Raw genomic sequence first — 22,586 nt, 5'->3', positions numbered from 1 at the left:
GGCTACAATACCAGAGTATATGTAGCCCCGGCTACATTTTGTCGCTCACTAATTTGTAGCCACGGCTACTTTTTAAACACACCTATTCTCCTACCCTGTAAAGGTTTACCGCAATGAGCTACCCGCCTGCCCGACTGTCCCGCCGGGGTTTTACGTTGATTGAACTGCTGGTGGTGATCGCGATTATCGCTACGTTGATTGCCCTGCTGTTGCCTGCGGTTCAGCAGGCGCGGGAGGCGGCGCGGCGGAGTCAGTGCAAGAATAACCTGAAACAGCTGGGGCTGGCGTTACACAATTATCACGAAACGCACTCCTGTTTTCCCGCGGGTTATTATTCGTATGGAACCAGCGACGGTTCGGGGCCGGGCTGGGCGGAGATTGATGCGAATACCTGGGATGCGGCACCGGGCTGGTCCTGGAGTATGATGCTGCTGCCTTACCTGGATCAGGCGAATATCTACAATACGCTGGACGTCAACCGGCCCTGCTGGAACCTGGCGAATGCGGGGGCTGTGCAGACAAAGCTGCCGGTCTTTCTGTGTCCGACCGCTTCGGGCGGTGATGAGCCGTTCCTGGTGCGGGACGGAGCCGGCAGTCCGCTGTTGAAAGGGGGCGCGCAGCTGCTGTTCGGTCGGTCGCATTATGTCGCCAGTCACGGTCAGGAATCGTGCTGGGGGGAATGCGGGGCAAGTACGACGGGCGTGATCTTCACGGATATTTACACCAAGACAACCAAGACGGTGACAATTAACGGCGATGCTTCGAAGGTGGCGGATGGACCGTTCTTCCGTAATTCACGCACACGGATGCGGGACGCCACCGATGGTCTCTCGAATACGATTTTCCTGGGCGAACATTCTTCGCGACTGAGTGATAAAACCTGGGTGGGTGTGGTGCCGGGGGCGTTTACGCATCCCCAGTTTTCGACTCCCGAGAATGGACCGGACGCTGCGGCGACACTGTCACTGGTGCATGCGGGACCTTCGGGGGGCGAGCTGGACATCACCGGGTTCCCGATTATCCATCCGGTGAACTTTCCGACCTACCACGTGGGGCAGATGTATTCCGAACATGTGGGGGGCGGACATATCTGCCTGGGCGATGGTTCAGTGCGGTTTGTTTCCGAGAACATTGATCTGCTGCTCTGGGCGGCCCTCTCGAGTCTGAACGAGGGTGAATTGATCGGAGAGTTTTAACATGCCACGTCAAATGATTTTCTCACTGGTGTTGTTACTCTGCGCAAGCCTGCTGCTGTCCGGCTGCGGGTATCCGGAGGTTTCGCCGAAGACGTATGAACTTTCCAAGGCCCTGTATTCGGTCTGCAACCAGAAGAGCACCGAGCGGCTGGTCAAAGTGCAAGCGCTGATTCAGAGTTCGCTGGAGCAGGAAGAGATCACTTCGCGGGAGGCGGACTGGTTGAACGGGATAATTAAACAGGCGCAGGAAGGCGAATGGGAGGAGGCTTTACGGGAGTCCCGGCAGATCATGGAGGATCAGGTGGGGCGATGAAAACCGTTCGTAACTGGAATTGTTTTCTACCACGAAAAGCGCGAAAGACACGAACATTTCTGGTTGGTGTGATTTACCTGTGATGGGTTGAATTACGGGCGCCGTTTCATTACTGGTGCCCTGGTCGTGTTCTTAATTCGAACGGTCTACAGCAAACGACTTTCAACCGGGGCAAATGCCCTGCGGCTAATTTGGCTTTGCTGTTGTCGTAGTTCTGAGAACAATAAAACGTTACCTGGTGCCTCGCCACTCAGGGTTGGGACCTGTTGATTCATTCAACCTTTTCACTGTCAGTTTCCTGCTCGCTGCGCTCGGCCCGAATTGCATTCGGGCTTACCCGGTTATGTGAGCGGAATGGCACTCGCCACCGGTGAGTGAGCTCAGCGCTGGAGATTTTACCGGCGGCTAGAGCCTTGTCGCTCAAGGTTGGTTGGTCAATTTTGTTTTTGCGAGGAATTGACCGATCTGGATACTCGCCAGGCGGGCGGACACGTGGGTCCGCACCCTACGAAGAGGGTTGGTGGGCTGGGTCTGGTTTGAGCGAGTTGTGCTGTGACCACCCGGCGTGCTGTTCTTTGATCGCTGCTGGCGCTCCTCTCTTTTCACCGGTGCTGGTTTGGCACTGGTTTTATTTTCTCTGTCCTCGCTGGTGCCGATGCGTAGGATTTCTGTTTGTGCTGTGTTTGGATCGCGTTGCCGGTGCCGGGTCGCGTTTCTGAATTCGGCTGGCAGATACCGAAGTCGTTTCAACCGGGGTTAACAGATTGCTCTGGTTGGGAGCGTTTCTGAACTTAGCTTCGTTGTGAGGGGAGCATTCTCATGGACAGAACCTGTGCTGTTTTCTTGTTGCTGCGCCTTCTGTCGGGCATGGCTTTGTTGTCTTGTCATACTGCTGATTCTGTTGAAGGGCACGGAGGAGTCAAGACAGAATTTTGTCCCAATGTGGCCGGATTTTGTCCTGGTGTGTCCGGGATTTTGTCCCACTCTGGCCGGGGTTTGTCCGCAAGTGCCCTGCTCTGCAGGCGATTACTTCGCAGGAGTGCGCAGTGTTCCGGTGAAACGCAGGTGAAGAGTGAGGAGTCTGGTGGTGCAGATGTGAGAGTTGTGCGGGAGATGCAGTGCTCAGAAGACGCGCCTCGCGCGCGAGTCAGATGGGAACCAGGATACGATTTGGAAGGCGTGGATCAAGGTCAGTCTGTTCAGACGGTGGTGGAGGATTTTCAGTGGGGGGAGGAGTTGGATCGCAGGTGGATCTTTTTTGTACCACGAAAATTCCTGCTAGTGAAAATCACTTGTGTTCGATTGTGGGAGCTGGTGAAGTTGGTTGAGTTACCGGCGGCTAGCGCCTTGCCGCTCAGGGTTGGGGGCCTGTTTCAGCATTCGACTTTTTCACTGTCAGTTTCCTGCTCGCTGCGCTCGGCCCGAATTGCATTCGGGCCCACCCCATCTTTATTTATTTTTTTGAAGCGGGTTGGTGGGCTGGTTCTGGTTTGGAGGTGTTGTGCTGGGACCTCTTGTTGCCTGCGGCAATCCCGGATTGCATCTGGTACCACCCAGGGAATGTCATATTGAAATTAATCAGCGGAGTTGGGGCGGAACTGTTTTTGCCAGGTCTTGGGTTTCACGCTGATGTCGGTGTTGTCTTTGTAGGATTTGCGGAGGTCGGTGAGTTGGGTTTTGAGCTTGTTAATCGTGTCCTGGTAAGTGGGATTGCCGTACTGGTTGGTCATCTCTTGGGGGTCGTTCTGCAGATCGTAGAATTCCCATTCATCGAATTCGTAGAAGCGGATCAGTTTATAGCGGGGAGTGCGGATGCCGAAATGTTTGGCGACTTTGTGGACGCTGGGAAAATCGAAATAGTGGTAGTAGAGGGAATCGCGCCACTCGGGGTTTTCCCCTTTGAGCAGGGGAACCAGGGAACGGCCCTGCATGTCGTCAGGAATGTCGGCACCGGCGATGTCGAGGAAGGTTTCCGCGTAGTCGAGATTCTGGACCAGGTCGGTGTTGACGGTGCCGGGCTGCGTGACGCCGGGCCATTTGACGATCAGCGGCATGCGGAAGGATTCTTCATACATCCAGCGTTTGTCGTACCAGCCATGATCGCCGAGGTAGAAGCCCTGGTCGGAGGAGTAGACGATAATGGTGTTTTTATCGAGTCCGGTTTCCTTGAGCCAGGCGAGCATGCGGCCGATGTTTTCGTCGACGCCTTTGATGCAGCGGAGGTAGTTTTTGATGTAGCGCTGGTATTTCCAGCGAACGAGGTCTTTGCCGGTGAGATTCGCTTTACGCAGGGCTTCATTTTTGGGATCGAAGGCGGCGTTCCAGGCCGTGAGTTGTGCGGGCGTCATGAACTGCAGATTGCGGAAGCCGGACTTGTCGAGCGACTTGCCGGCGTTGGGATCCCAGCCTTCCAGCTTGGGGCCGAAGTTGTCGTAGACCAGGTTCATGTAGTTTTCGATGGACATCTCGGCGTGCCGGGCGGGGCTGGCGTTGTCTTTCCAGTCGTCGAAGAGGGTGGTCGGTTCGGGAATGGTGATTTCATCGTAGAGATGCAGGTGACGGAGCGCGGGCATCCAGGTACGGTGTGGCGCCTTGTGCTGACACATGAGCATGAAGGGTTTACCGGAGTCGGCGTTCTGCTTGAGCCAGTCGAGTGCCATGTCGGTCACGATGTCGGTGCAGTAGCCTTCGATGCGTTCGCGCCCCAGGGCGGTTTTGAATTCGGGATTGTAGTAGTAGCCCTGCCCCGGGAGGATCTTCCAGAAGTCGAAGCCCTGGGGATCGGAGGTGAGGTGCCACTTGCCGATCATGGCCGTTTTGTAGCCGGCTTTCTGCAGGAGTTTGGGGAAGGTCTGCTGATCGCCGTTGAAGCGGTTGCCGTTCCGCATGAAGCCATTGATGTGGCTGTGTTTGCCGGTGAGGATGACCGCGCGACTGGGTCCGCAGATGGAATTCGTGCAGAAGCTGTTCTGGAAGAGCATGCCTTCGGCGGCAATCTTGTCGATGTTGGGCGTCGGATTGATCTTCTCAAGGAACCCCTTGTAGGCACCGATGGCGTGGGGTGCGTGGTCGTCGGTGAAGAGGAAGAGAATGTTGGGTCGCTGGGCCGAGTGGGCCAGCGACGGGAGAGCGAGACAACAGAGCAACACGAGCGCGCGAATCATGAAAGCACCTTTGCAGAATTTCGATATCCAAATAGAGGCGGGTGTTTTCAGGATAGCGGCTGGCGGGAGCAGATGCCAGTCGATATGCGGCGGGAAGCCGGGAGAGAATTTGTTTGGGAGATTAAGGAAATGCGTCAGTCGGTGGGGTCGTCATCCCCCTTGAGGACGATGGCCAGGAACATGGGAATCAGGATGATGAGGCAGAGGCCAAAGAAGATGGCGTAAGCGGGAATGTCAGGAGTGGCGAAGATAAAAATGGTCATTCCGAATTGGAAGAAGAGATAGAGCAGGAACGCCAGGCTGGCGAGACCAATGCTGACGAAGAGCGTAAGGTGCAGAATTCGTTTGCGGCGTTGCATGGTGCGATCGACCTCCTTGCTCAGGAATCCTGGGTCTCCTCGGTATCTGGTTCGGGTGTGGAGTCCGGGGTTTCTTTCAACAGGTTGAGCGCAGCGATTAAAGTGCTCTGACTTGAGAATTCCGCGCCAACCAGAGCGATGACTGCCCCGAGGTTGACGAGGGAGAGCGTCGTCAGGTTGGCATCACTGGAGGAACAATAGATGAGTAGCATGACAACGTACCAGAGCACAAACAGAATAGCGTTTCGTTTGCGGATCTTTTTCATCTGCTGAATGAATTTGTCCAATGACTGTTCCTGAGGCATATTGACTTTCCCATACGAAAGTGAGGTCTGGAATGACAAACAAGAGACTGCAAGGCGCTGAGTTTATTTTACAAGCTGGAGCCATGATTTTCAGGAGCAGACTGCGGAGGGATTTTGAATGGAGGAAGAAATGGACACAGATGTTTCAAAAACTTTACAGGCGGTGTGCTTGAGAGCAAGGAGTGTCAGAACAAGCGTTTTTGAGTCGTCTAAAGTGATGAACAATGCGTGAATGTAGGACAAAATCGGAAGTAATGTTGGAGCTCGGGTTGTGGTCAGGGGGGGAATTCACTACAAGAGAAACGTGGAATTAGTCGCTTTCGCGGGAAATTGTAGTCCCTCGAAGCCGGTAGTTGATAGCATCAACTCGTCCACCCCGTTTCACACAATGTGCTCCCTGAATTAATTCAGCGCGGCTTTGAAAGGTTCTGTTTGAAGTAAACAGATAACAGATTGTGTCATGAAACTCTGTCTTTCCGGGATCTTTTGAGGTCAGGACGGGAAGGCGGGCCCGCTTTTGCACTCGAGCGAACTGTTTCCTGTGCGCCCCTGTTCCATGTCGGCATGGACTGTCTGCAGACGAATACGTTCGTCGTCCAGACTGACCGTGCGGATTCCACTTTGAAAGAGATGTCTGGAGTATTGATGTTAGAGTTTTTCACGAAGCATAAAGCTTCAGTCAAGGATGATGTCTTGTCAGGCCTGACAGTGGCACTGGCACTGGTACCGGAAGCCGTGGCGTTTGCATTTGTGGCGGGTGTTCCCCGACGGTGGGTCTGTACTCGGCATTCTGGATTGGACTGATCAGTGCGCTGGCAGGTGGCCGACCGGGGATGATCTCGGGAGCAACCGGAGCGATGGCCGTGGTTGTCGTATCGCTGGTCGCACTGCACGGAATTGAATATCTGTTTCCCGCGGTAATTCTCTGCGGGTTGCTGCAGATCACGGTGGGCCTGTTGCGGATGGGGAAACTGATCCGGCTGGTGCCCCATTCGGTGATGCTGGGATTTGTGAATGGGCTGGCGATCGTGATTGGTCTGGCCCAGATCGGCAGTTTCAAAACACTGGGTTCTGACGGAACGATGACGTTTCTACAGGGCCCCTCAATGATACTGATGCTGGCCCTTGTCGGATTGACGATGGCGGTGATTGTACTGTTGCCCCGTTTTACGAAAGCGATCCCCAGTTCGCTGGCGGCGATTATTCTGGTCTCGGTGATTTCGATCGGCTTTAACCAGTTCGCTCCTGCGGCGTGGAAACCAGCCGGGCAGGAAAATGTTGTACAGACGGTCGACGACCTGATGATGAATAACCTGCGGGCGAATGCGGTTCAGGAAGCTGTGGACCAGCAGACCGGAGCGGAGCTGAGTGGTGAGCAGGTTGCGGCTGCTGTTGCTTCTGTCCAGCCGGCTGCAGAACCATTGCCGATGCTGTTCTTTCTGGATTCGCGGTATGTGCTGGCCCCATTTAACTGGGAAACGCTGTGGATCATCTTCCCCTTCTCACTGATTCTGGCGGGTGTGGGTCTGATTGAATCGCTGATGACGTTGACACTGATTGACGAAATTACCGAGACCCGCGGAAGCGGAAACCGGGAATGTATTGGCCAGGGGGCTGCGAACATGGTCTGCGGTCTGTTTGGCGGGATGGGCGGCTGTGCGATGATTGGACAATCGCTGATTAACGTCAATTCGGGCGGTCGGGGACGGTTATCCGGAGTTGTCGGAGCCGTGGGCCTGATGATCATGGTGGTTCTGCTCAAGCCGGTGATCTCGCTGGTGCCGATGGCGGCTCTGGTGGGAGTGATGTTTATGGTGGTGATCGGCACCTTCGAATGGAGCACGTTGCACACCTGGAATAAAGTCCCCAAGAGTGATGTGCTGGTCATGGTGCTCGTCGCCGGTTACACGGTACTGTTCCATAACCTGGCCGTTGCCGTTCTGCTGGGGATTGTGGTGCAGGCGTTGATCTTCGCCTGGCATCATGCCACTCATATGATGGCGGATATTCACTTTGAAGGGGAAGACAAGAAGGTCTACCAGTTACATGGTCCGCTGTTCTTCGCTTCGGTGAGCAGTTTTCGCGAGTTGCTGGATCCGGTGAATGATCCACCGATCGTGGCGATCGACTTCTATTTTTCACGTGTATATGACCAGAGTGCGATTGAAGCGATCAACAAAATCGCCGAACGCTATCGCCAGGAAGGCAAATGCCTGCAGTTGCGGAATCTGAATGCAGACTGTCGTCAGTTGCTGGAACGGGCCGGTGATCTGGCCGAGGTGGATATTGCCGACGATCGGCATTATCACATCACAGAGATGATCTAAGAGCACGATATCGGAATAAAGCGGGGCTCTCGATCCGTTTTATTTCGAACTGGAATTTCGGGCTTTCGTCAGCCAGCGATCGAGCTGGTTGGCGAATTCCTGTCGGTCTTTGGCATTGAAGCCTGCGGGACCGCCGGTGATCTGGCCTTCCCCGCGGAGGTCGTCCATCAGGTCGCGCAGGGCGAGACGCTCGCCGATGTTGGCTTCGGTGTAAAGGGCACCGCGGGGGTTGAGAGCCTGAGCGCCTTTGTCCACAACCTGTGCAGCAAGAGGTATGTCAGCGGTGATGACCAGGTCTCCTGGTTGTGCGAGTTCGACAATCCGTTGATCGGCTACATTCAGTCCGGGCAGGACGAGGAGCGAGCCGATAAAGTTGGAGCGTGGGACAGACAGAGGCTGATTGGCTACAAGCGTCACTTTGATTTCGGTGCGTTTGGCAGCTTTGAACAGCAGCGATTTCACTTCCGCCGGACAGGCGTCCGCATCAACCCAGATTTGCATTCCGCCTCCTGTTGATGGAGCATTTTTTGTGATAAGGTACAGATGATTCGCCTGTTCGCTTCGATTTCACAGACCCTGATTAATCTGACAGAACCGGTGTTGAGCAGTTTGACAGTGTCAAACCGGAACGATTAGAATTCGTTTCATCAATTCTTCATTATAGCAACACTTCATTCTCAAGTTGCTATCAACACTTTTAGCGCCAGGAGTAATCATGAAATACTGGAAGTTGTTCTGCCTGTCTACACTCAGCCTGTGTTTAACTGTCGGATGTGGCGACAGTGCCGGTAGTGATCAACCCGATCTGGGAACCGTCAGTGGTGTCGTCACCATGGATGGCAAACCGCTGCCCGCCGTGACGGTGACTTTTACCCCGGCTGAAGGACGCCCTTCGAATGGCGTTACCGACGAGGAAGGACACTACGAACTGGGATATTTACGAGACACACAGGGTGCAGTTATTGGAACTCACAAGGTCAGTATCTCCACACCGCAGGACGCACCGACTCCGCCGGGACAGACTTATAAAGATCCAATCCCCGCTAAATACAACACCCAGACCACTTTGACCGAAGAAGTGAAAGCAGGCGACAATACGATCGACTTCAAACTGGAGTCCAACTGAGTCCTCGACTGCAGATCTGTAAATCGCATAAACTCAAGAGTCCGGACGACTTAGAATCAGTCGCCGGGCTCTTTTTTTATGGATGAAAGGGATGTCATTTGACTTTTCAATGTCAGGTTTTACAGTTTCAAGCGTCTAAACTCTGGGAGAAGTTTCAGCCCCCAATCAGTTCGCATTTTCTAACCATCGTTAATTAACTTATGGTGTCCTCTTTGCCAATCTGTTATCATCAGATAAGTATGTTTAAATATGACGATATAACGACAACAAGAAATAGATAGCAGGTTTTGGTCTCGCCGATGTAGTTCATTCGAATTACATTCCAATCGCCCAAATCATCATCGTATCCCACAGAGCTCAATCTCATGTCGCGAGGCATGCAGATCTGTTTTGATTTTTTTATATTTCAGGAGAGATTAAGAACATGAAACGTTTACCTTTGGGGATCCGGTTCAGGTGGAAGCTGGGATTCACGCTGATTGAATTGCTGGTCGTGATAGCGATTATCGCGATCCTGATCGCGTTGCTCTTACCAGCGGTTCAACAGGCACGTGAGGCGGCGCGCCGCAGCACTTGCAAAAACAGCCTAAAACAAATTGGACTGGCGCTCCACAACTACCATGAAACACACCGTGTCTTCCCGCCCGCTTATATCGACAGCGATCCCGGCATTAATACTCCGGCTGCTGCCACTTCCAACCTGAATGGCTTGGGCTGGGGAACACTGATTCTGCCATTCATGGATCAGGCGCCACTGTATAATCAGATCGGCACACAAACCGCTGGATTCAAGTACAACTGGTTAGACTCCACACACAGTGGAACTTTAACCAGTGCAATTCCCGCTGCCAAGGTGGTCCTGCCGGTTTACAACTGCCCATCTGACCCGATGGAAGGTATCAATAAAGACTGCAGTAATTATGGCAAGTCGAACTACCTGGCCTGTGCGGCTACAGGCGCCAATGGACGCAATGGTACTTTCTTTGTCAATTCCAAAATTCGGATGAAAACGATCACTGATGGCAGCAGCAATACACTGTTCGTCGGTGAACGGACTACCGCCTCGGATCCGAGTTCTGTCAAAGCCTGTGGTGGTGCAACCTGTAACTGGGCTGGTGGCTTATGGATTGGTCCGCGAAACTACACCTCCCCCGCTGGTTGGCACACCAGCCTGAGAGGTCTGGATGTCGCCATCAATGGTGGTGGTAGTACGGTTTACATGCTGAATGGTTCCAGCATCAGTTGGGGCCCCGCCTGGACTGCCTCCAGTTCGCATGTGGGTGGTGCTCACTTCCTGCTGGGCGATGGACAGGTTCGGTTCCTCTCAGAGAACATTGACCTGGCAACCTATCGAGGACTCTACACCCGCAGTGGTGGTGAAGTGATCGGCGAATTTTAATCCTGATCCAATGCAGGATTGGTGTTGAACGATAAAAAACTCGGCCGCTTCTCTCAGGGAAGCGGTCGTTTTTATTACTCACACGGATCCTTACTTATCTTTAATAATTATCGTACAGAACTGTGCAGATCCAACACTGAGACAGCTCTTAAATCACTTGTCCACGTCTCTATTATTCATGCGACCACCTCTCCGCTGATTCATCTCTTCTATCGTCTTATATTCTCTATAGTTGAGACTATTCTACACTGGCAGAAGCATCCGATTCCGTATAATAATAGAGCATTGTCATCCTGACTGTGATACTGGGATTTTCCCAGACACAACGTTGTTTGAGTTATGAGTATTCTCTCTGACGACAACAGTTCTGCACACGGCTGAGCTTATCATTTCGGGCTCCCAGGATGAACTGAATCCATTCATTTTTTATTGTTACTAGTAAGGATGTAAAGTATGAGACGACCTACGTTCCCGCTCCGATTCCGGTGGCGGCTCGGCTTCACACTGATCGAACTTCTGGTGGTAATCGCAATCATTGCCATCTTGATCGCGTTATTGTTACCCGCTGTGCAACAGGCACGTGAAGCAGCCCGTCGCAGTACCTGTAAGAACAATCTGAAGCAGATCGGACTGGCCTTACACAATTATCATGAGACGCATGGCGTCTTTCCTCCCGGTTACATGGACAACGACTTGAACTTTACCGCGTCCAAAGGTTCCGGAACCGCTGCCAACAACAACGGCATCGGTTGGGGATCTATGATTCTGCCGTTCATGGACCAGGGACCACTGTATAACCAGTTGTCCTCCCAGACGAATCAGTTCGGCGAACACTGGAGTGTCAGCGCAGGTACTCTGGCTAAAACCGTTCTGCCTGCCTATGTCTGTCCGTCTGACCCTATGGGTGGAATCAACACTGACAAGAGCAGCTTTGGTAAGTCCAACTACCTGGGCAGCCATGGAACTTCAGCGGCAAATGCCACGAACGGGATTCTGTTCGGTAACTCGAAGACCCGCATCCGCGACATCACCGACGGCACCAGTAACACCATTCTGGTTTCCGAACGTACCACCAAAAGTGAAGGTTCTGGTACAACCGGATGTGGTGGTTCAGCCTGTAACTGGTCTGGTGGTCTGTGGGTTGGCCCTCGCTACACTTCGAGCATGTCGACCTGGCATCCCGGGATGTACCACTTTGATGTTTCTAACTTTGGTGGAGCCAACGCAACTTATCTGATTAACAGTTCAGCCGCGACCTGGGGTGATGACTGGACCTCATCCAGTGCTCACGTCGGTGGCGTGCACATGCTGTTGTGTGACGGTCAGGTTCGCTTCATCAGCGAAAACATCAGTAGTGGCAGCTCTACCTCGACCTACTATCAACTCGTCACCCGCAGCGGTGGTGAAGTCGTTGGTGAATTCTAAGCGCCTCTGTTTTATTTGAGATCAGGCGACTCACGATCATCGATTGTGAGTCGCTTTTTTGATGCGCTGAATCAGAGACAAGACTTTCACACCGAGAGTCACCACGGATCGCCATCATTAACCTACTGGGTTAACAGCTTAAGCTCGTCGATGGCCCGACCATGATTCGGGTTCAGCTTCAGGCATTTCTCATAGGCCTCCCGGGCCACTTGCCTGTCTTTCTGGAGTCGTTTGATTTCGGCAAAGTAAAACCAGGCCTGAGCGTCATTGGGATTCTTGTCTACCGACTGCTGAATCGCTTCTTCAGCAACCTCCAGATTATCATTACGGAAACTCATCATGGCAGCCAGTAATGCCATCTTGCCCTGATGGTAATCGCGTTTTTCGGTCTCATTCCGCTCGTTGTAAATATTGGCGAGCGTCTCGTGAATCTCAATCGTAGGGGACATCTCTGCAACCCGCAGCAAATATTCTTCTGCTGTTTTCAGATCCCCTTTCAGAATATATACGCCCCCTTTGAACTGAATTGTATCGGGTTCTTCGATGCCGAATTCATTCAATTTTTTTAACAACAGCAGCATGCGATCGGGATTCTTTCGCTGAAACTCCACTTCGATCATGCGCATCACCGTCGCTTTGACCTGGGGTGTTCTGCGATCTCCCACCATCTCAAATACTTCGTCCAGCTTCTTCGCCAGATGGTCCATGTCATCCCGATCCAGCATCTGGTTATAACCCTCAATAGCCCTGGAGACTCCCAGCCGCTTGCTGTAGGGCATGATGAATTCCGTATTGAAATTCAAGGGAACGACATACATTGCCCGCTCCACCTGGTCGGCAGCCTGTTTCGCCTCGAAGTCACGTCCCAGTTCTTCCAGCGTCAGGTATTTCAAAAAGCCGAAGTAGAGGGAGTTAGGTGATTCCTTCAAATTACGCTCTACGATCAACAACGCTTCTTCAGCCCGACCGGAACGCAACAGCAGCTTGGCTCGCTGGAAATCGGCAGGTTGAAAATCGGTATTCTGCAGAAAAGCCTGCTCGGCTTCATCTGGTTTTTCCTGTCGCAGATAATTTCTGCCGATGGCATACAGATAATGTTTGGGGCTGGTAAATGGAACGGACGTGTCCGCCTTCATGTCTTTCAGTTTTTCGTATTCCAGGGTGCTGTCTGCCATACGCCCAGTACGTTCCAGGCAGAATGCATAGCTGGATTGAGCGACTGCACTCTCAGGATCCTGTCGGGCTGCTTCGGCGAAACAGTTCTCGGCGTAGGCATACATCCCCTGCCCCAGAAAAGCCTGCCCTAATCTGATCCATTCCGGTGCATACCCGGTCTCTGCTTCCAGGGCCAGTTCGCGATATTCTTCCATAATCAGAGAATCAGTACTCTCCGCATTTGGCAGAACGGGAAGTGGACGGGACATCCGCTTGGCAACAAGATATCCACAATAACCTGTCTCCACGACAAGCAGAATCAACAGCATACGAATGATCTGGATCATGGTTTCACCTCCTGTCCCTGATTCAGCCAGGCAGAAACCCGACCAACCCGCTCATACGGCTTTCTCATATTCAGGGCCCCCGCCACCAGGTCTGTTTTCCCATCCCCGTCCAGATCACCTGTGGCGACGGTGACCAGGTGAATGGGATCACTGGCGATCTGCCAGGTTTTGAAATTCTGCTTACCATCATTTTCGAGCCAGACGACGCTGGCCGTTGTGGGATCGTACCAGTCATTGGTCATGCTCACCAGAACCACATCCAGGTCGCCGTCAGCATCCATATCGGCAACATCGGCCGCATAGGTACCCGCCAGATCCGAAATTCGCTTCAACTCGAATTCCCAGTTGCCCTTGTTCTCGAACCAGTAACAGCCATGATAGGGTTGCGGGTAAGCATCCAGGTCTTCCAAATTATCACCGGCTGGGAGAATCAGATCCTCATCCCCATCCTGATCCAGATCAGCTTTGACAAGTCCGGCGCCCCCCAGGTCGAGGTTGACCGTGTACCACAAGCGCCGCTTTTTGAATTTTCCCTCACCCAGATTTTCAAAAGCCCAGAGTTCTTCTTCGTCCTGAGTGACGATCGCGGCGATATCCAGGTCGCCATCGCCGTCATAGTCGGCCACAGGAACATGAATGGTACCGGGAGCATTTAAGAGTTCATGATCGCGAAATTTGAAATCGCCCCGGTTCTCCAGCCAGAGAACCCGACCGCGATTATATCCGAATACCGCGACAGCCAGATCGAGGTCACCGTCGCCATCAAAATCACCCGGCTGCACATCAGCCACACGACGGACATCGTTCAGGATCACGTGCTTAATGTATTTGTCGCCTTGGCGCTCATAAAGTTCGACGCGACCAATCACCCGATCGTCGGGGGTCAGATTCCCCAGTATGGAAATGATGATATCCTGGTCACCATCCTGATCGATGTCGACGACGGTCGCATGACCGGGAGCGGCCAGATCTTTTAACAGGACCTCCTCATCCCAGCCCCCCTGTGGATTCGATCGAAAAACGGAGAGCACACTCTGGGCAGAGTCACAGGCCAGCACTTCATTCTGACCATCCCCGTCGATATCGACAATCTGCACGTTGGTGATCAGGGGCAGCCCGGGCGGGTCTGCTGCGAGCTTCAACGGTTTCCAACCGACCGGCGACGCGGGATAGGATGTTCCTCCTGAGAAGACTTCCGGTGCCTGCCCCAGTGAGGGGAGGACAGGTAAAAAAAACCAGGTTAATACCGGGATCAGCACCACCAGTATCAACAGCAGACAAACAGTGACTTTCTGGGACATATAGTTTCGTCAATTCCGTGGATGAAAAATGGAGGGTGGCAGGCCGGAACGCCTGCAGGCTTATTCTAGAACGGGAGGGCGCACTCCGCCATTAAGTCCTTACGACAAAACGGAATGAGACACGAGAAAAAACTGAAAGTTTGCTGAGTTTTGACTAAAACCTGTCTATCTAACCCCTTAACTCCGGTTTCGTTTTGCAAAAGCCCTGAGCAGATCGCAGAAATCTGCTCAGGGCAACAGACCGCGATTCTGCGATCAATCCAGCCTGAGTCCCTTCGAGGATTGGTGGGGAAAGAGATTCCCACTGGTTTTCCCAACTATAGCCCAAGCCTCCGGTTCTGCACATCAACGCCACCCTATCATCTAATTATCTAGAAGAAAAGATTGACAACCAGCACTCATCGATTAGGATCATCTAATTATTTAGATGTTATTCCGATATCACCGTGTATCAATCCTTTCAACCAGACGACAAACACAGGACCAATCACCATGGCACGCCCTGGTTCAGAACACCCGACTCAACTGGAACTGGAAATCCTGAAAGTGCTCTGGGACGAATCGCCGCTCCCTGTGCGCGAAGTACGGGCTCGCCTGGAAACTCAGGCCCAGCGTCCACTGGCTCACAGTTCGGTGATCACGATGCTGAATATCATGTTTGATAAAGGATTTCTCAATCGGGAAAAAGTAGGCAAATCATTTCACTTTTCCCCCAAAGTCCGGAAAGAGGAAGTCGCCGGCGGCATCATGAACGATCTGCTGTCACGTCTGTTTGATGGCTCTCCCTCAGCGATGATGTTGAATCTGCTGGAAACCAGCAATGTCGATGCCACCGAGATGACCGAGTTACGCAAACTCGTCACACGCAAAGCACGGGAGCAGGAAAAATGAACGACATTTTCTTTCTTCATCCGGACTTCAGTCTCTGTCTCTGTCTGACACTGTTGCATTCGCTGTGGATCTGGACCGTGATCGCACTATTCGTATTCACTGCGGACTGGTTCATGAAACGCGTCCGCGTCGAAAAGCGTTATGGTTTTCACCTCGTAGCCCTGTTAATCGGTCTAGCCAGTCTTCCGCTCAGTTTTTATTATGTCATGCTCCGTACAACACCCGTCAATTCCTCAGTGACTCTGATCACTGCTCCCCGTTCGACTCCTGTCCCGACAGTGACGCCTGCAGAGAAACCAGGTGACCACACTTTTACGCCTGCCCTCTCCGCGACAGCACTAGCGCCCGACATTCAATCAAAGGAAACAGCGCAACGGTTCTCTCCCCTGCCCGAGCAACAGACAGGTTCATTCATTTCTCAGTGGAACTGGAACCGTTACCTGCCCTGGATCGCCGGCGGCTATCTGTTGGGAGTCAGCATCATGCTGTTCCGCTTGTTGAGATCCATGCTGCAGGTGAACCGCTTGAGCTCGCACGCGATACAACTGACGGAAGGCCCTCTGATAGAAATCGTCAGCACGCTCGCCTCCCGCTGGTCTCTCAAACTGGCTCCCCGGATTGCAGAGACGAAAGAACTCATCGTGCCGACTATCGTTGGACTCTTCCGCCCATTGATTCTGCTGCCCACTTCCATGCTGAGTGGCCTCAGCCCGGCCGAGCTGGAACTGATTCTGACACACGAACTGGCGCACATCCGACGCTGGGACATGTGGATCAATCTCTTACAGCGTCTGGCGGAGACCATCCTGTTTTTCAACCCCGGTCTCTGGTATGTGAATCGCAAAATCAACGTACTGCGTGAGTTCTGTTGTGATGAAATGTCCTGCAATCATGAGCCTTGTGATCAGCACGCCCAGCGAGTCAATTATGCGAGTGCCTTACTCCGCGTTCTGGAACTGGCTCAACCCCAACATCCCCAGACCGCAGATCTGGCTTCCCTGGCCGTCAGTGGTGCCTCACCCTCTGAAGTTCGTCGGCGTGTCGCCCGACTGTTCGGGGAGCCATTGTCTGAACCGTTCCGGCTTTCCAGAGGTTTGATCTGTATTTCACTGACTCTACTTCTCTGCTCCATTTCGACGATCTGGGCAATTCAAACAGCCCCCGGTCAGACAGGCTCAGCCAACTTGTCTTCAGGGAACTCAGCACAATCAATTGAGAATAGAAAGCCAGAGAACCGTACTGAACTCTTGGAAGAAAAATCATCTTTCACATCGGAAAAGAACCGCCCAAAGCAGTCAATGGAGCGGGTTAAGGTCTCTGGCAAAATCCTGCTAGAAGATGGATCTCCTGCTGAATCAAAGGGCCTGCTCGTGCATAGGAGCCCAGGTGTTTATGGAACGGTGGGCTACTTTACAGACACCTTTGAAGGATTGTTCCCCGAGGGACCTCTGGTACTCTTTTATCATCCCGAGCAATATGCCCCGGTTCTCCTGGATGTCGGGGCCCTGAAAGCGGGCGTTTCCCGCGCTGATTTGAAGATGGTCCTCAAACCCGGACATGCACATCAACTCAAAATCCACAATGAGCAGGGGGAGCCGATCCCAGGTGCAACCATAGTGATTCACCCGACCTGGGGTGGCTCAGCAGGTGGACCAAATTATCCCCTACAGTCAAATGAGCAGGGAAACGTTCAACTGATCCATCTGGCAGACACCGCGTATGATATCAAAGTCTCGGCCCCCGGATACGAGACCAGTCAGTCGAAGAAACTTCCCGTCAAAACAGACGGCATCAGCACGATCACTCTGAAACCCAGCCAGAAAACGACGGGGCGGATTCTGGACGAAGCGGGCCAGCCGATCGCGGGCGTAACACTCTATCTCAAGCATCAGTTTGGCGGCCAGCGCCCCAACTCCTATTCCGGATCTGGCAGAGGCACCTACTGGGGCAGCCCCTTAACGAAGACAGACCAGACGGGTCGGTATGAATTGACAGAGATGACAACGGATGCCCAATACCTGTTTGTCATCGAGGCCCCCGATGGACGGCGGGCGATCGTGCAAAACATCCAGGCAGGACAGGATCAGGAATTTGTGATTCCCGATCGGCGGGACCTGCGCATCACGTTTTCCAAAGACTTCATTGAAAAGTATTCCATTTAAAATGATTCGAAAGTCGCCGTTCGCCAGAGAGTCGTCTGTGTGCCAGAAGACAAGTCGCGGTATACAGAATTGATTGGCGCGGATGTTCCCATCAAGGTCATGGAATCAGGAGGAAAGGCCCTGTTCCCGGGTCTCGCCATCGATCTTGACCCGGCAGGCATTCCTCAGAAAGTGGAAGTCATCCTGCAGTATCACAAAGGGCCCAGGCAGGGCGTGCAGATCAACCCGAATGGTGAGACTCAAGTGAATTTTGAGCTGGCTCAACGTGATTCCACTAATGAAGAAACGACAGACGCCCAACCAGCGATTGAGAAATTCCCCGTTGTGATCGCGCAACATCTGATCTTGCTCAACGGTCGGCAGCCGATCACCTGGGATGAATTAAATACGAAGTTTGCCGAGTTGAAAAATCCTTCGAAAGTACAGCCCACCTTTTACGTTACCCGTGGCGCCATGGCTGCCAGGCGAATGGAAGATTTTTTAAAATTCAGGAGCCGGGTATTACGTAAGGGATTTCAGTTTCATGGGTTCAGCCAGGGGTCTCTTTCAGCACGGGCTGATTATTACTACGACCACATCCAGACAGAGGCAGACCTGCAACCTGATCCAGCTGATAAACTGACCGGACGGATTGTGGATCTCAATGGCAAACCAGTTGCCGATGCCGAAGTCGTATTGATCACTTCCGTGCCCGAATCAATCTCTTATAAGACTTACGAAATGGCGCTCGTTCAGGGACGTATTCGCAACCCGATCGAGCACAGGATGACTCGCTCAAATTCCCAGGGAGAGTTCACGCTTTACCCGCCGGCAGGAGAGAAATACTACATCATGGCCCTGCATCCGGAACAGGGTTTCAAATTTGACAGTAATGAATATTTTGCATCTCAAAATGAGATCAAACTCCTGCACTGGTCTGGCCTCAAGGTCAACCTTGCCAAAGTGCCGGAAGAAACCCAGACCGTCAATCTGAGCACCCGCGTCGATGCCCGCGCAGGCTGGCCCGAAATCTCCATCAATCAATACTGGAGTGACCTGCCTGCGGAGGCGCAAAAACAACAGTTCGCTTATCACCACATCCCTCCCATCAATCAGACATTGATCTCGCGCGTTTTTTAAAACGAAAAGGGGGGCAGCATTGGACTGGCAGGTGTTTCTGTCAGCCTGTTACCAGAAGAAGTACGTGAGATCAGCCTCGGTCCCCTTTCCCGCCAGCAGTCTCAACAACTGGAATTGATGCGCAATCGCTCACGCGGTCAGAAGTAATCCCTGAACACCGGCATCAATTAGATTGAAGCCATCTCACAAGTAGCATATTGTTTACTGCAGTCGCTGCACTTCAGCTGGGAGCGGTTGAAGAGCTTCAACTGATTGTAATCACGCCACTCGCCCCGATTGAACTCACAGGAATAACTATGAACAAAATGCGTTTGCTCAGAAATCACCCTCTCTCTTTCAAACAATGTCCTCTGGTCTGGTCCATGATGATTGTAAGTTGCTTTCTAATTCAGCCTGCTCAAGCGGAAGAATTAAAGCCTGCAAAGCAGTTCCAGAGAATCCTGTTTCTGGGGAACAGTATTACTCTGCATGGTCCTGCTCCCAAAATTGGCTGGAAGGGCAACTGGGGAATGGCGGCCAGCGGTCCCGAGAAAGACTATGTGCATCTAGTGACCAAAGCACTGACGAAGTCTCCGTCCGAAAAACCGCAAACGATGGTGAAAAACATCGCCACGTTTGAAAGAAACTATGCAGACTACAATCTCAAGGAACACCTGCAGGATGCGTTCTCATTCAAACCGGACCTGGTGATCCTCGCGATTGGTGAAAATGTTCCGCAGTTGAAATCAGATGCGGAACAGGCCCGCTTCAAAAGCAGTGTAGATGAGCTGCTGAAACTGGTGCAGTCAGAGAGTCAGCCCACGATCATTGTCCGCAGCAGCTTCTGGTCAAATCCCGCCAAAGACACGGCATTGAAAGCAGCCTGCACACAGGCCGGCGGCACCTTTGTCGATATCAGCAAACTGGGTAAAAATGAAGCGAATTATGCCCGCGCGGAGCGAAAATTTGAACACGCAGGTGTGGCAGCCCATCCGGGCGACCAGGGAATGCAGGCGATCGCAGATGCCATCGTGAAAGCGGCGAAACCGTAGAAAGCCCCCGGAAACGCAAAAGGCCTTCGTCAGAGTGACGAAGGCCTGTCATTTGTAAGCGATTATCTCATGAGAAGATAATAAGTACACCCCGCAGGGTTCGAACCTGCAACCTTCGGTTTCGTAAACCGATGCTCTATCCAATTGAGCTAGGGGTGCCCGTCCCGATTGGGAAAGGGTATTTTAGCGAGCCCGTTCTCCGTTTTAAAGCGTTTCGGAAGCTGCATTTGAATCTTTTTGGCAGCTCATCCCCGGTTTTGGGAGTGGAATCGCTCCCACAGTATGCTTTTTGACGGTTTTTCGGGCTCGAATCAATCCATTTGACGATCAGCGCCTGTTGATATGAGACAGGTCTCAGTCAGGTCAGGTTCCCGACCGCGCAAGAAAAAAGGCTCTGTTCCCTGGAAACAGAGCCTGCTCTCACTGAGAGATGCTGTGATACTGATAGAATTATCAGCATCAACCTTAGTGATGACCGTGATGGTGATGACCGCGATGTCCGTGACCACGGTATCCGCTTCGGTACCCACCGCGATATCCGCCATAGTATCCGCCCCGGTAGCCGCTACCACTGTAAATTCCGATCCCGAAGGAAGGACTGCTGTAGTAAAAGCCGCCCGATCCATAGCGGGGATAAGAATTATAGTAACCGCGGTATCCGTAACTGGGATAAGAATAACCGTAACCACCGTATCCGTAACCGGAATAGCATCCGTGGCCTGCTTCAGCCTGTTGGGTCGGCATCAGTAAAAACGTACCGCCAAGTACCAGCCCCATACACAGTGCCAGCTTCAGTCCTTTACGCTTTTTGGGAGTAGCTGTTTTGCCTGCATCAACCGTATCTGTGCTCTTTTGCATCGTTTCGCTCCTTGGAAAAATGAACCATCTGAGTGTCACAGACGAGTTGGAATCAGCATCCTCGCTATTTGTCTGGCACTCGGTTGCAGAACGGTTGAGAATCCTTCACTCATTACATACTTGTCCGCCTGCTCTGATTCTGAAAATCGCTATAAGTGTGCCAAAATCCCAAACAATAACTGTCCACCCTTAACCTCTTTTTTTATTGGGACTTAGAAAAACGACAAATTCTGGCACCAGCGACGGGTCGAAAAAAAGCGTCTCAGTCTTGCAACAGCCGAGATCAATCTGATGCCAGTCAACCTGGCCATTCCGGCAGAAACTGCCGATCGAGTGGGTATAAAAAAACAAGCCTCCCATTCAAATGATCGGGCCGAACCAGATGAATGAAAGACTTGAGAATATTTGCCAAATTGAACCTGTCAGACAGGAACCGGCCCGACAAGATCAGCTAAAACCTGATCAGGGCGGATCTATTATAAATATGGATTACCATCCATAATAGAAACCGAAACCGGGTGAATAATAACCGCCCCGGTAACCGCGGTATCCACGATAATAACTACCATGGTTGTATCTACGGTGATGTCGGCGGTAATGGTTTCGGTATCGATTGTATGAACGTTGATAATCCCGCCTTGCGTGACGGTAATTTCGCTCAAATTGACGATAGCTTTTGCGAGCCTGTTTCCAGGCAGGTGGCCTTGCCTCGGTTGTGTGTGTGGCCCCGAGTAAAAATACACTACTCACGAGCAGGGCGACGGTCAGTGCACGTTTCATGGTCTTGTCTCCTTGATAAGAACCCTGTTGTTGCCTGACTTCATCCCTGTTTGAATGAAACCAGAAGTCAAAAAATTTTTGACTGTCTTATCAGAGGAAAAACGCAATAGCTGTGCCATTTGCGTAGAATTTGACGATCAATCGCCTAAACCATGACAGAGATTCGGCTTAAAGAGAGTTTTTTACTCAAGTCCGTGCAGAGCCACTACTTGAAACTGTTGTAGAATTGAAAAAAGTGTGGTCGAAAAGAGAACAATAAAGCCGCCCACCGGCCGGTCTTACTGATTGATGGGTGGACAGCTCCCGTTCTCTGCAAGAACCTGCATTTAAACAACAGGGTTTTGCAGGACACCGATTTCTTCAATCTCAGCTTGCATCTCATCCCCAGGTTTGAGGAATTTATTCTTCGAGGCACCAACGCCGCTGGGCGTTCCGGTGGAAATAACATCACCCGGTTCCAGTTGTACAAAGCTGGAAATAAATTCAACGATCGCTGCTACGGGAAAGATCATCTCTGCGGTAGATGAATCCTGCTCCACCTCTCCGTTGACGGAGAGTTTCATTTTGAGCTGTTGAGGATCCTCAATATCACAGGCCGGAGTGACACAGGGCCCCATCGGGCAGAAGGTATCGTGCCACTTACCGTGTAACCAGTCGAAGAAACCGTCCTTTTCCCGCTGGGTCCGCTCCGGGTTGGGACGGAATTTGCGGTCGGAGATATCATTGATCACGGTATAGCCGGCCACGTAATCGAGGGCCTCTGCTTCTGATACTCCCTTACAGGATTTTCCAATCACAATGCCCAGTTCCAGTTCCCAGTCAATATGATCGGGTGAGACAGAAGGAATTTTCACCGGCTGTCCAGGATGAGTGAGAGTCGTCGTTGGAGGCTTCATGAACACATAGGGGAACGTCTTCTGACGCTCTTCGGCTTTGCCGCCCCCTTCTTCGATGTGTTTTGAATAATTTCCAGCCAGAAGCAGCAGCTTGGAAGGCTCAGGCACGGGCACGAGCAACTGCACATCTTCCAGCATGATCGACATCGGAAAGAGTTCTTCATCCATGGACTGCTTCAACTGCTGCTCGATCACCAGGATCGTTTCCCGCTGTGCCCCGCCGGGGAGAAAGGGAATCAGTCCCTCAGATTCATCAATCTCGACGCCCGCCAGGTCCGCTGCAGCACTCAGGGGCAGAACGGAATCTTCTGTATAAAAACCGCAGGCAATCTGGTTATCTAACTGATAGCGACACAGTCTCATGGTCTTTCAACTCCTGATGGGGATCTGCAAATCGGTGGGTCAGTCTTGATGACGGAACGAATTCCTGAA

The 22,586-nt window shown here is 52.3% G+C and carries 18 protein-coding genes, 1 tRNA gene and 1 pseudogene; 10 read left to right on the top strand and 10 right to left on the bottom strand.

Annotation, left to right across the window (positions count from 1 at the left end):
- Positions 1-113: 113 nt before the first annotated feature.
- Complete coding sequence (locus F1728_RS18135; protein WP_155365278.1) at positions 114-1,196, top strand: DUF1559 domain-containing protein; 1,083 nt, start codon at positions 114-116, stop codon at positions 1,194-1,196.
- A 1-nt stretch (position 1,197) separates the two neighbouring features.
- Complete coding sequence (locus F1728_RS18130) at positions 1,198-1,509, top strand: hypothetical protein (protein WP_155365277.1); 312 nt, start codon at positions 1,198-1,200, stop codon at positions 1,507-1,509.
- A gap of 1,574 nt (positions 1,510-3,083) precedes the next feature.
- Here the strand turns inward: F1728_RS18130 and F1728_RS18125 are convergent.
- The 3 genes from F1728_RS18125 to F1728_RS18115 form a co-directional block, all read right to left on the bottom strand.
- A complete protein-coding gene (locus tag F1728_RS18125) occupies positions 3,084-4,673 on the bottom strand; it encodes a sulfatase family protein (RefSeq protein ID WP_155365276.1) in 1,590 nt (529 codons plus the stop codon).
- Between the two features lie 134 nt (positions 4,674-4,807).
- Entirely contained in the window at positions 4,808-5,032 is a 225-nt protein-coding gene (locus F1728_RS18120) for a hypothetical protein (RefSeq protein WP_155365275.1), read from the bottom strand.
- Between the two features lie 20 nt (positions 5,033-5,052).
- Complete coding sequence (locus F1728_RS18115; protein ID WP_155365274.1) at positions 5,053-5,319, bottom strand: hypothetical protein; 267 nt, start codon at positions 5,317-5,319, stop codon at positions 5,053-5,055.
- A 663-nt stretch (positions 5,320-5,982) separates the two neighbouring features.
- Here F1728_RS18115 and F1728_RS18110 point away from each other — a divergent pair.
- Positions 5,983-7,664 (top strand): annotated as a pseudogene (locus F1728_RS18110) (SulP family inorganic anion transporter).
- A gap of 39 nt (positions 7,665-7,703) precedes the next feature.
- On the opposite strand, the gene F1728_RS18105 reads toward F1728_RS18110, so the two are convergent.
- A complete protein-coding gene (locus tag F1728_RS18105; RefSeq protein ID WP_155365273.1) occupies positions 7,704-8,165 on the bottom strand; it encodes a YaiI/YqxD family protein in 462 nt (153 codons plus the stop codon).
- 214 nt (positions 8,166-8,379) lie between these two features.
- Between F1728_RS18105 and F1728_RS18100 the strand changes: the two genes are divergently transcribed.
- From F1728_RS18100 to F1728_RS18090, 3 genes are all read left to right on the top strand, one after another.
- The gene (locus F1728_RS18100; protein WP_155365272.1) at positions 8,380-8,790 is read left to right on the top strand and encodes a carboxypeptidase-like regulatory domain-containing protein; all 411 of its coding nucleotides are present in this window, start codon (positions 8,380-8,382) and stop codon (positions 8,788-8,790) included.
- Positions 8,791-9,214: 424 nt separating this feature from the next.
- Positions 9,215-10,189, top strand: a complete 975-nt coding sequence (locus F1728_RS18095; protein ID WP_155365271.1) for a DUF1559 domain-containing protein — start codon at positions 9,215-9,217, stop codon at positions 10,187-10,189.
- Between the two features lie 453 nt (positions 10,190-10,642).
- Positions 10,643-11,614 carry a DUF1559 domain-containing protein gene (locus tag F1728_RS18090; RefSeq protein WP_155365270.1) on the top strand — a complete coding sequence of 324 codons (972 nt, stop codon included), beginning with the start codon at positions 10,643-10,645 and terminating at the stop codon, positions 11,612-11,614.
- A gap of 122 nt (positions 11,615-11,736) precedes the next feature.
- Here the strand turns inward: F1728_RS18090 and F1728_RS18085 are convergent, their stop codons facing one another.
- Both F1728_RS18085 and F1728_RS18080 read right to left on the bottom strand, forming a co-directional pair.
- Complete coding sequence (locus tag F1728_RS18085) at positions 11,737-13,116, bottom strand: tetratricopeptide repeat protein (RefSeq protein WP_155365269.1); 1,380 nt, start codon at positions 13,114-13,116, stop codon at positions 11,737-11,739.
- Complete coding sequence (locus tag F1728_RS18080; RefSeq protein WP_155365268.1) at positions 13,113-14,417, bottom strand: FG-GAP repeat domain-containing protein; 1,305 nt, start codon at positions 14,415-14,417, stop codon at positions 13,113-13,115. Before F1728_RS18080 ends, F1728_RS18085 begins: the two co-directional genes overlap by 4 nt.
- 492 nt (positions 14,418-14,909) lie before the next feature.
- On the opposite strand from F1728_RS18080, the gene F1728_RS18075 reads away from it, so the two are divergent.
- The 4 genes from F1728_RS18075 to F1728_RS18060 all read left to right on the top strand — a co-directional run bounded on the left by F1728_RS18075 (position 14,910) and on the right by F1728_RS18060 (position 19,620).
- Positions 14,910-15,308, top strand: coding sequence for a BlaI/MecI/CopY family transcriptional regulator (locus tag F1728_RS18075; protein ID WP_155365267.1), 399 nt, complete (start codon positions 14,910-14,912; stop codon positions 15,306-15,308).
- Positions 15,305-17,470 (top strand): M56 family metallopeptidase, encoded by a 2,166-nt coding sequence (locus tag F1728_RS18070; RefSeq protein WP_155365266.1) that lies wholly within the window; start codon positions 15,305-15,307, stop codon positions 17,468-17,470. The genes F1728_RS18075 and F1728_RS18070 overlap by 4 nt, the downstream gene beginning before the upstream one ends.
- Positions 17,471-17,509: 39 nt before the next feature.
- A complete protein-coding gene (locus F1728_RS18065) occupies positions 17,510-18,589 on the top strand; it encodes a carboxypeptidase-like regulatory domain-containing protein (protein WP_155365265.1) in 1,080 nt (359 codons plus the stop codon).
- A 362-nt stretch (positions 18,590-18,951) separates the two neighbouring features.
- Positions 18,952-19,620 carry an SGNH/GDSL hydrolase family protein gene (locus F1728_RS18060; protein ID WP_155365264.1) on the top strand — a complete coding sequence of 223 codons (669 nt, stop codon included), beginning with the start codon at positions 18,952-18,954 and terminating at the stop codon, positions 19,618-19,620.
- A gap of 85 nt (positions 19,621-19,705) precedes the next feature.
- On the opposite strand, the gene F1728_RS18055 is transcribed toward F1728_RS18060, so the two are convergent.
- From F1728_RS18055 to F1728_RS18040, 4 genes are all read right to left on the bottom strand, one after another.
- Positions 19,706-19,779 (bottom strand) — tRNA-Arg (locus tag F1728_RS18055).
- A gap of 306 nt (positions 19,780-20,085) precedes the next feature.
- Positions 20,086-20,478, bottom strand: a complete 393-nt coding sequence (locus F1728_RS18050) for a hypothetical protein (RefSeq protein ID WP_194242424.1) — start codon at positions 20,476-20,478, stop codon at positions 20,086-20,088.
- A gap of 489 nt (positions 20,479-20,967) precedes the next feature.
- The gene (locus tag F1728_RS31315) at positions 20,968-21,258 is read right to left on the bottom strand and encodes a hypothetical protein (RefSeq protein WP_194242423.1); all 291 of its coding nucleotides are present in this window, start codon (positions 21,256-21,258) and stop codon (positions 20,968-20,970) included.
- Between the two features lie 326 nt (positions 21,259-21,584).
- Complete coding sequence (locus F1728_RS18040) at positions 21,585-22,517, bottom strand: fumarylacetoacetate hydrolase family protein (protein ID WP_155365262.1); 933 nt, start codon at positions 22,515-22,517, stop codon at positions 21,585-21,587.
- Between the last annotated feature and the right edge of the window lie 69 nt (positions 22,518-22,586).

Origin of the sequence: Gimesia benthica, assembly GCF_009720525.1 — a bacterium.
Lineage (GTDB): Bacteria > Planctomycetota > Planctomycetia > Planctomycetales > Planctomycetaceae > Gimesia > Gimesia benthica.
The sequence above is the reverse complement of the archived record's forward strand: the minus strand, read 5'-3'. Positions and strand labels throughout refer to the sequence as shown.

What these genes read in the sequence shown, in the direction of transcription:
- F1728_RS18050 (WP_194242424.1), bottom strand. Translation starts at nt 20,478, where the DNA reads ATGCAAAAGAGCACAGATACGGTTGATGCAGGCAAAACAGCTACTCCC.
- F1728_RS18135 (WP_155365278.1), top strand. Translation starts at nt 114, where the DNA reads ATGAGCTACCCGCCTGCCCGACTGTCCCGCCGGGGTTTTACGTTGATT.
- F1728_RS18130 (WP_155365277.1), top strand. Translation starts at nt 1,198, where the DNA reads ATGCCACGTCAAATGATTTTCTCACTGGTGTTGTTACTCTGCGCAAGC.
- F1728_RS18080 (WP_155365268.1), bottom strand. Translation starts at nt 14,417, where the DNA reads ATGTCCCAGAAAGTCACTGTTTGTCTGCTGTTGATACTGGTGGTGCTG.
- F1728_RS18085 (WP_155365269.1), bottom strand. Translation starts at nt 13,116, where the DNA reads ATGATCCAGATCATTCGTATGCTGTTGATTCTGCTTGTCGTGGAGACA.
- F1728_RS18125 (WP_155365276.1), bottom strand. Translation starts at nt 4,673, where the DNA reads ATGATTCGCGCGCTCGTGTTGCTCTGTTGTCTCGCTCTCCCGTCGCTG.
- F1728_RS18095 (WP_155365271.1), top strand. Translation starts at nt 9,215, where the DNA reads ATGAAACGTTTACCTTTGGGGATCCGGTTCAGGTGGAAGCTGGGATTC.
- F1728_RS18120 (WP_155365275.1), bottom strand. Translation starts at nt 5,032, where the DNA reads ATGCAACGCCGCAAACGAATTCTGCACCTTACGCTCTTCGTCAGCATT.
- F1728_RS18090 (WP_155365270.1), top strand. Translation starts at nt 10,643, where the DNA reads ATGAGACGACCTACGTTCCCGCTCCGATTCCGGTGGCGGCTCGGCTTC.
- F1728_RS18100 (WP_155365272.1), top strand. Translation starts at nt 8,380, where the DNA reads ATGAAATACTGGAAGTTGTTCTGCCTGTCTACACTCAGCCTGTGTTTA.
- F1728_RS18040 (WP_155365262.1), bottom strand. Translation starts at nt 22,517, where the DNA reads ATGAGACTGTGTCGCTATCAGTTAGATAACCAGATTGCCTGCGGTTTT.
- F1728_RS18060 (WP_155365264.1), top strand. Translation starts at nt 18,952, where the DNA reads ATGATGATTGTAAGTTGCTTTCTAATTCAGCCTGCTCAAGCGGAAGAA.
- F1728_RS18105 (WP_155365273.1), bottom strand. Translation starts at nt 8,165, where the DNA reads ATGCAAATCTGGGTTGATGCGGACGCCTGTCCGGCGGAAGTGAAATCG.
- F1728_RS18075 (WP_155365267.1), top strand. Translation starts at nt 14,910, where the DNA reads ATGGCACGCCCTGGTTCAGAACACCCGACTCAACTGGAACTGGAAATC.
- F1728_RS31315 (WP_194242423.1), bottom strand. Translation starts at nt 21,258, where the DNA reads ATGAAACGTGCACTGACCGTCGCCCTGCTCGTGAGTAGTGTATTTTTA.
- F1728_RS18070 (WP_155365266.1), top strand. Translation starts at nt 15,305, where the DNA reads ATGAACGACATTTTCTTTCTTCATCCGGACTTCAGTCTCTGTCTCTGT.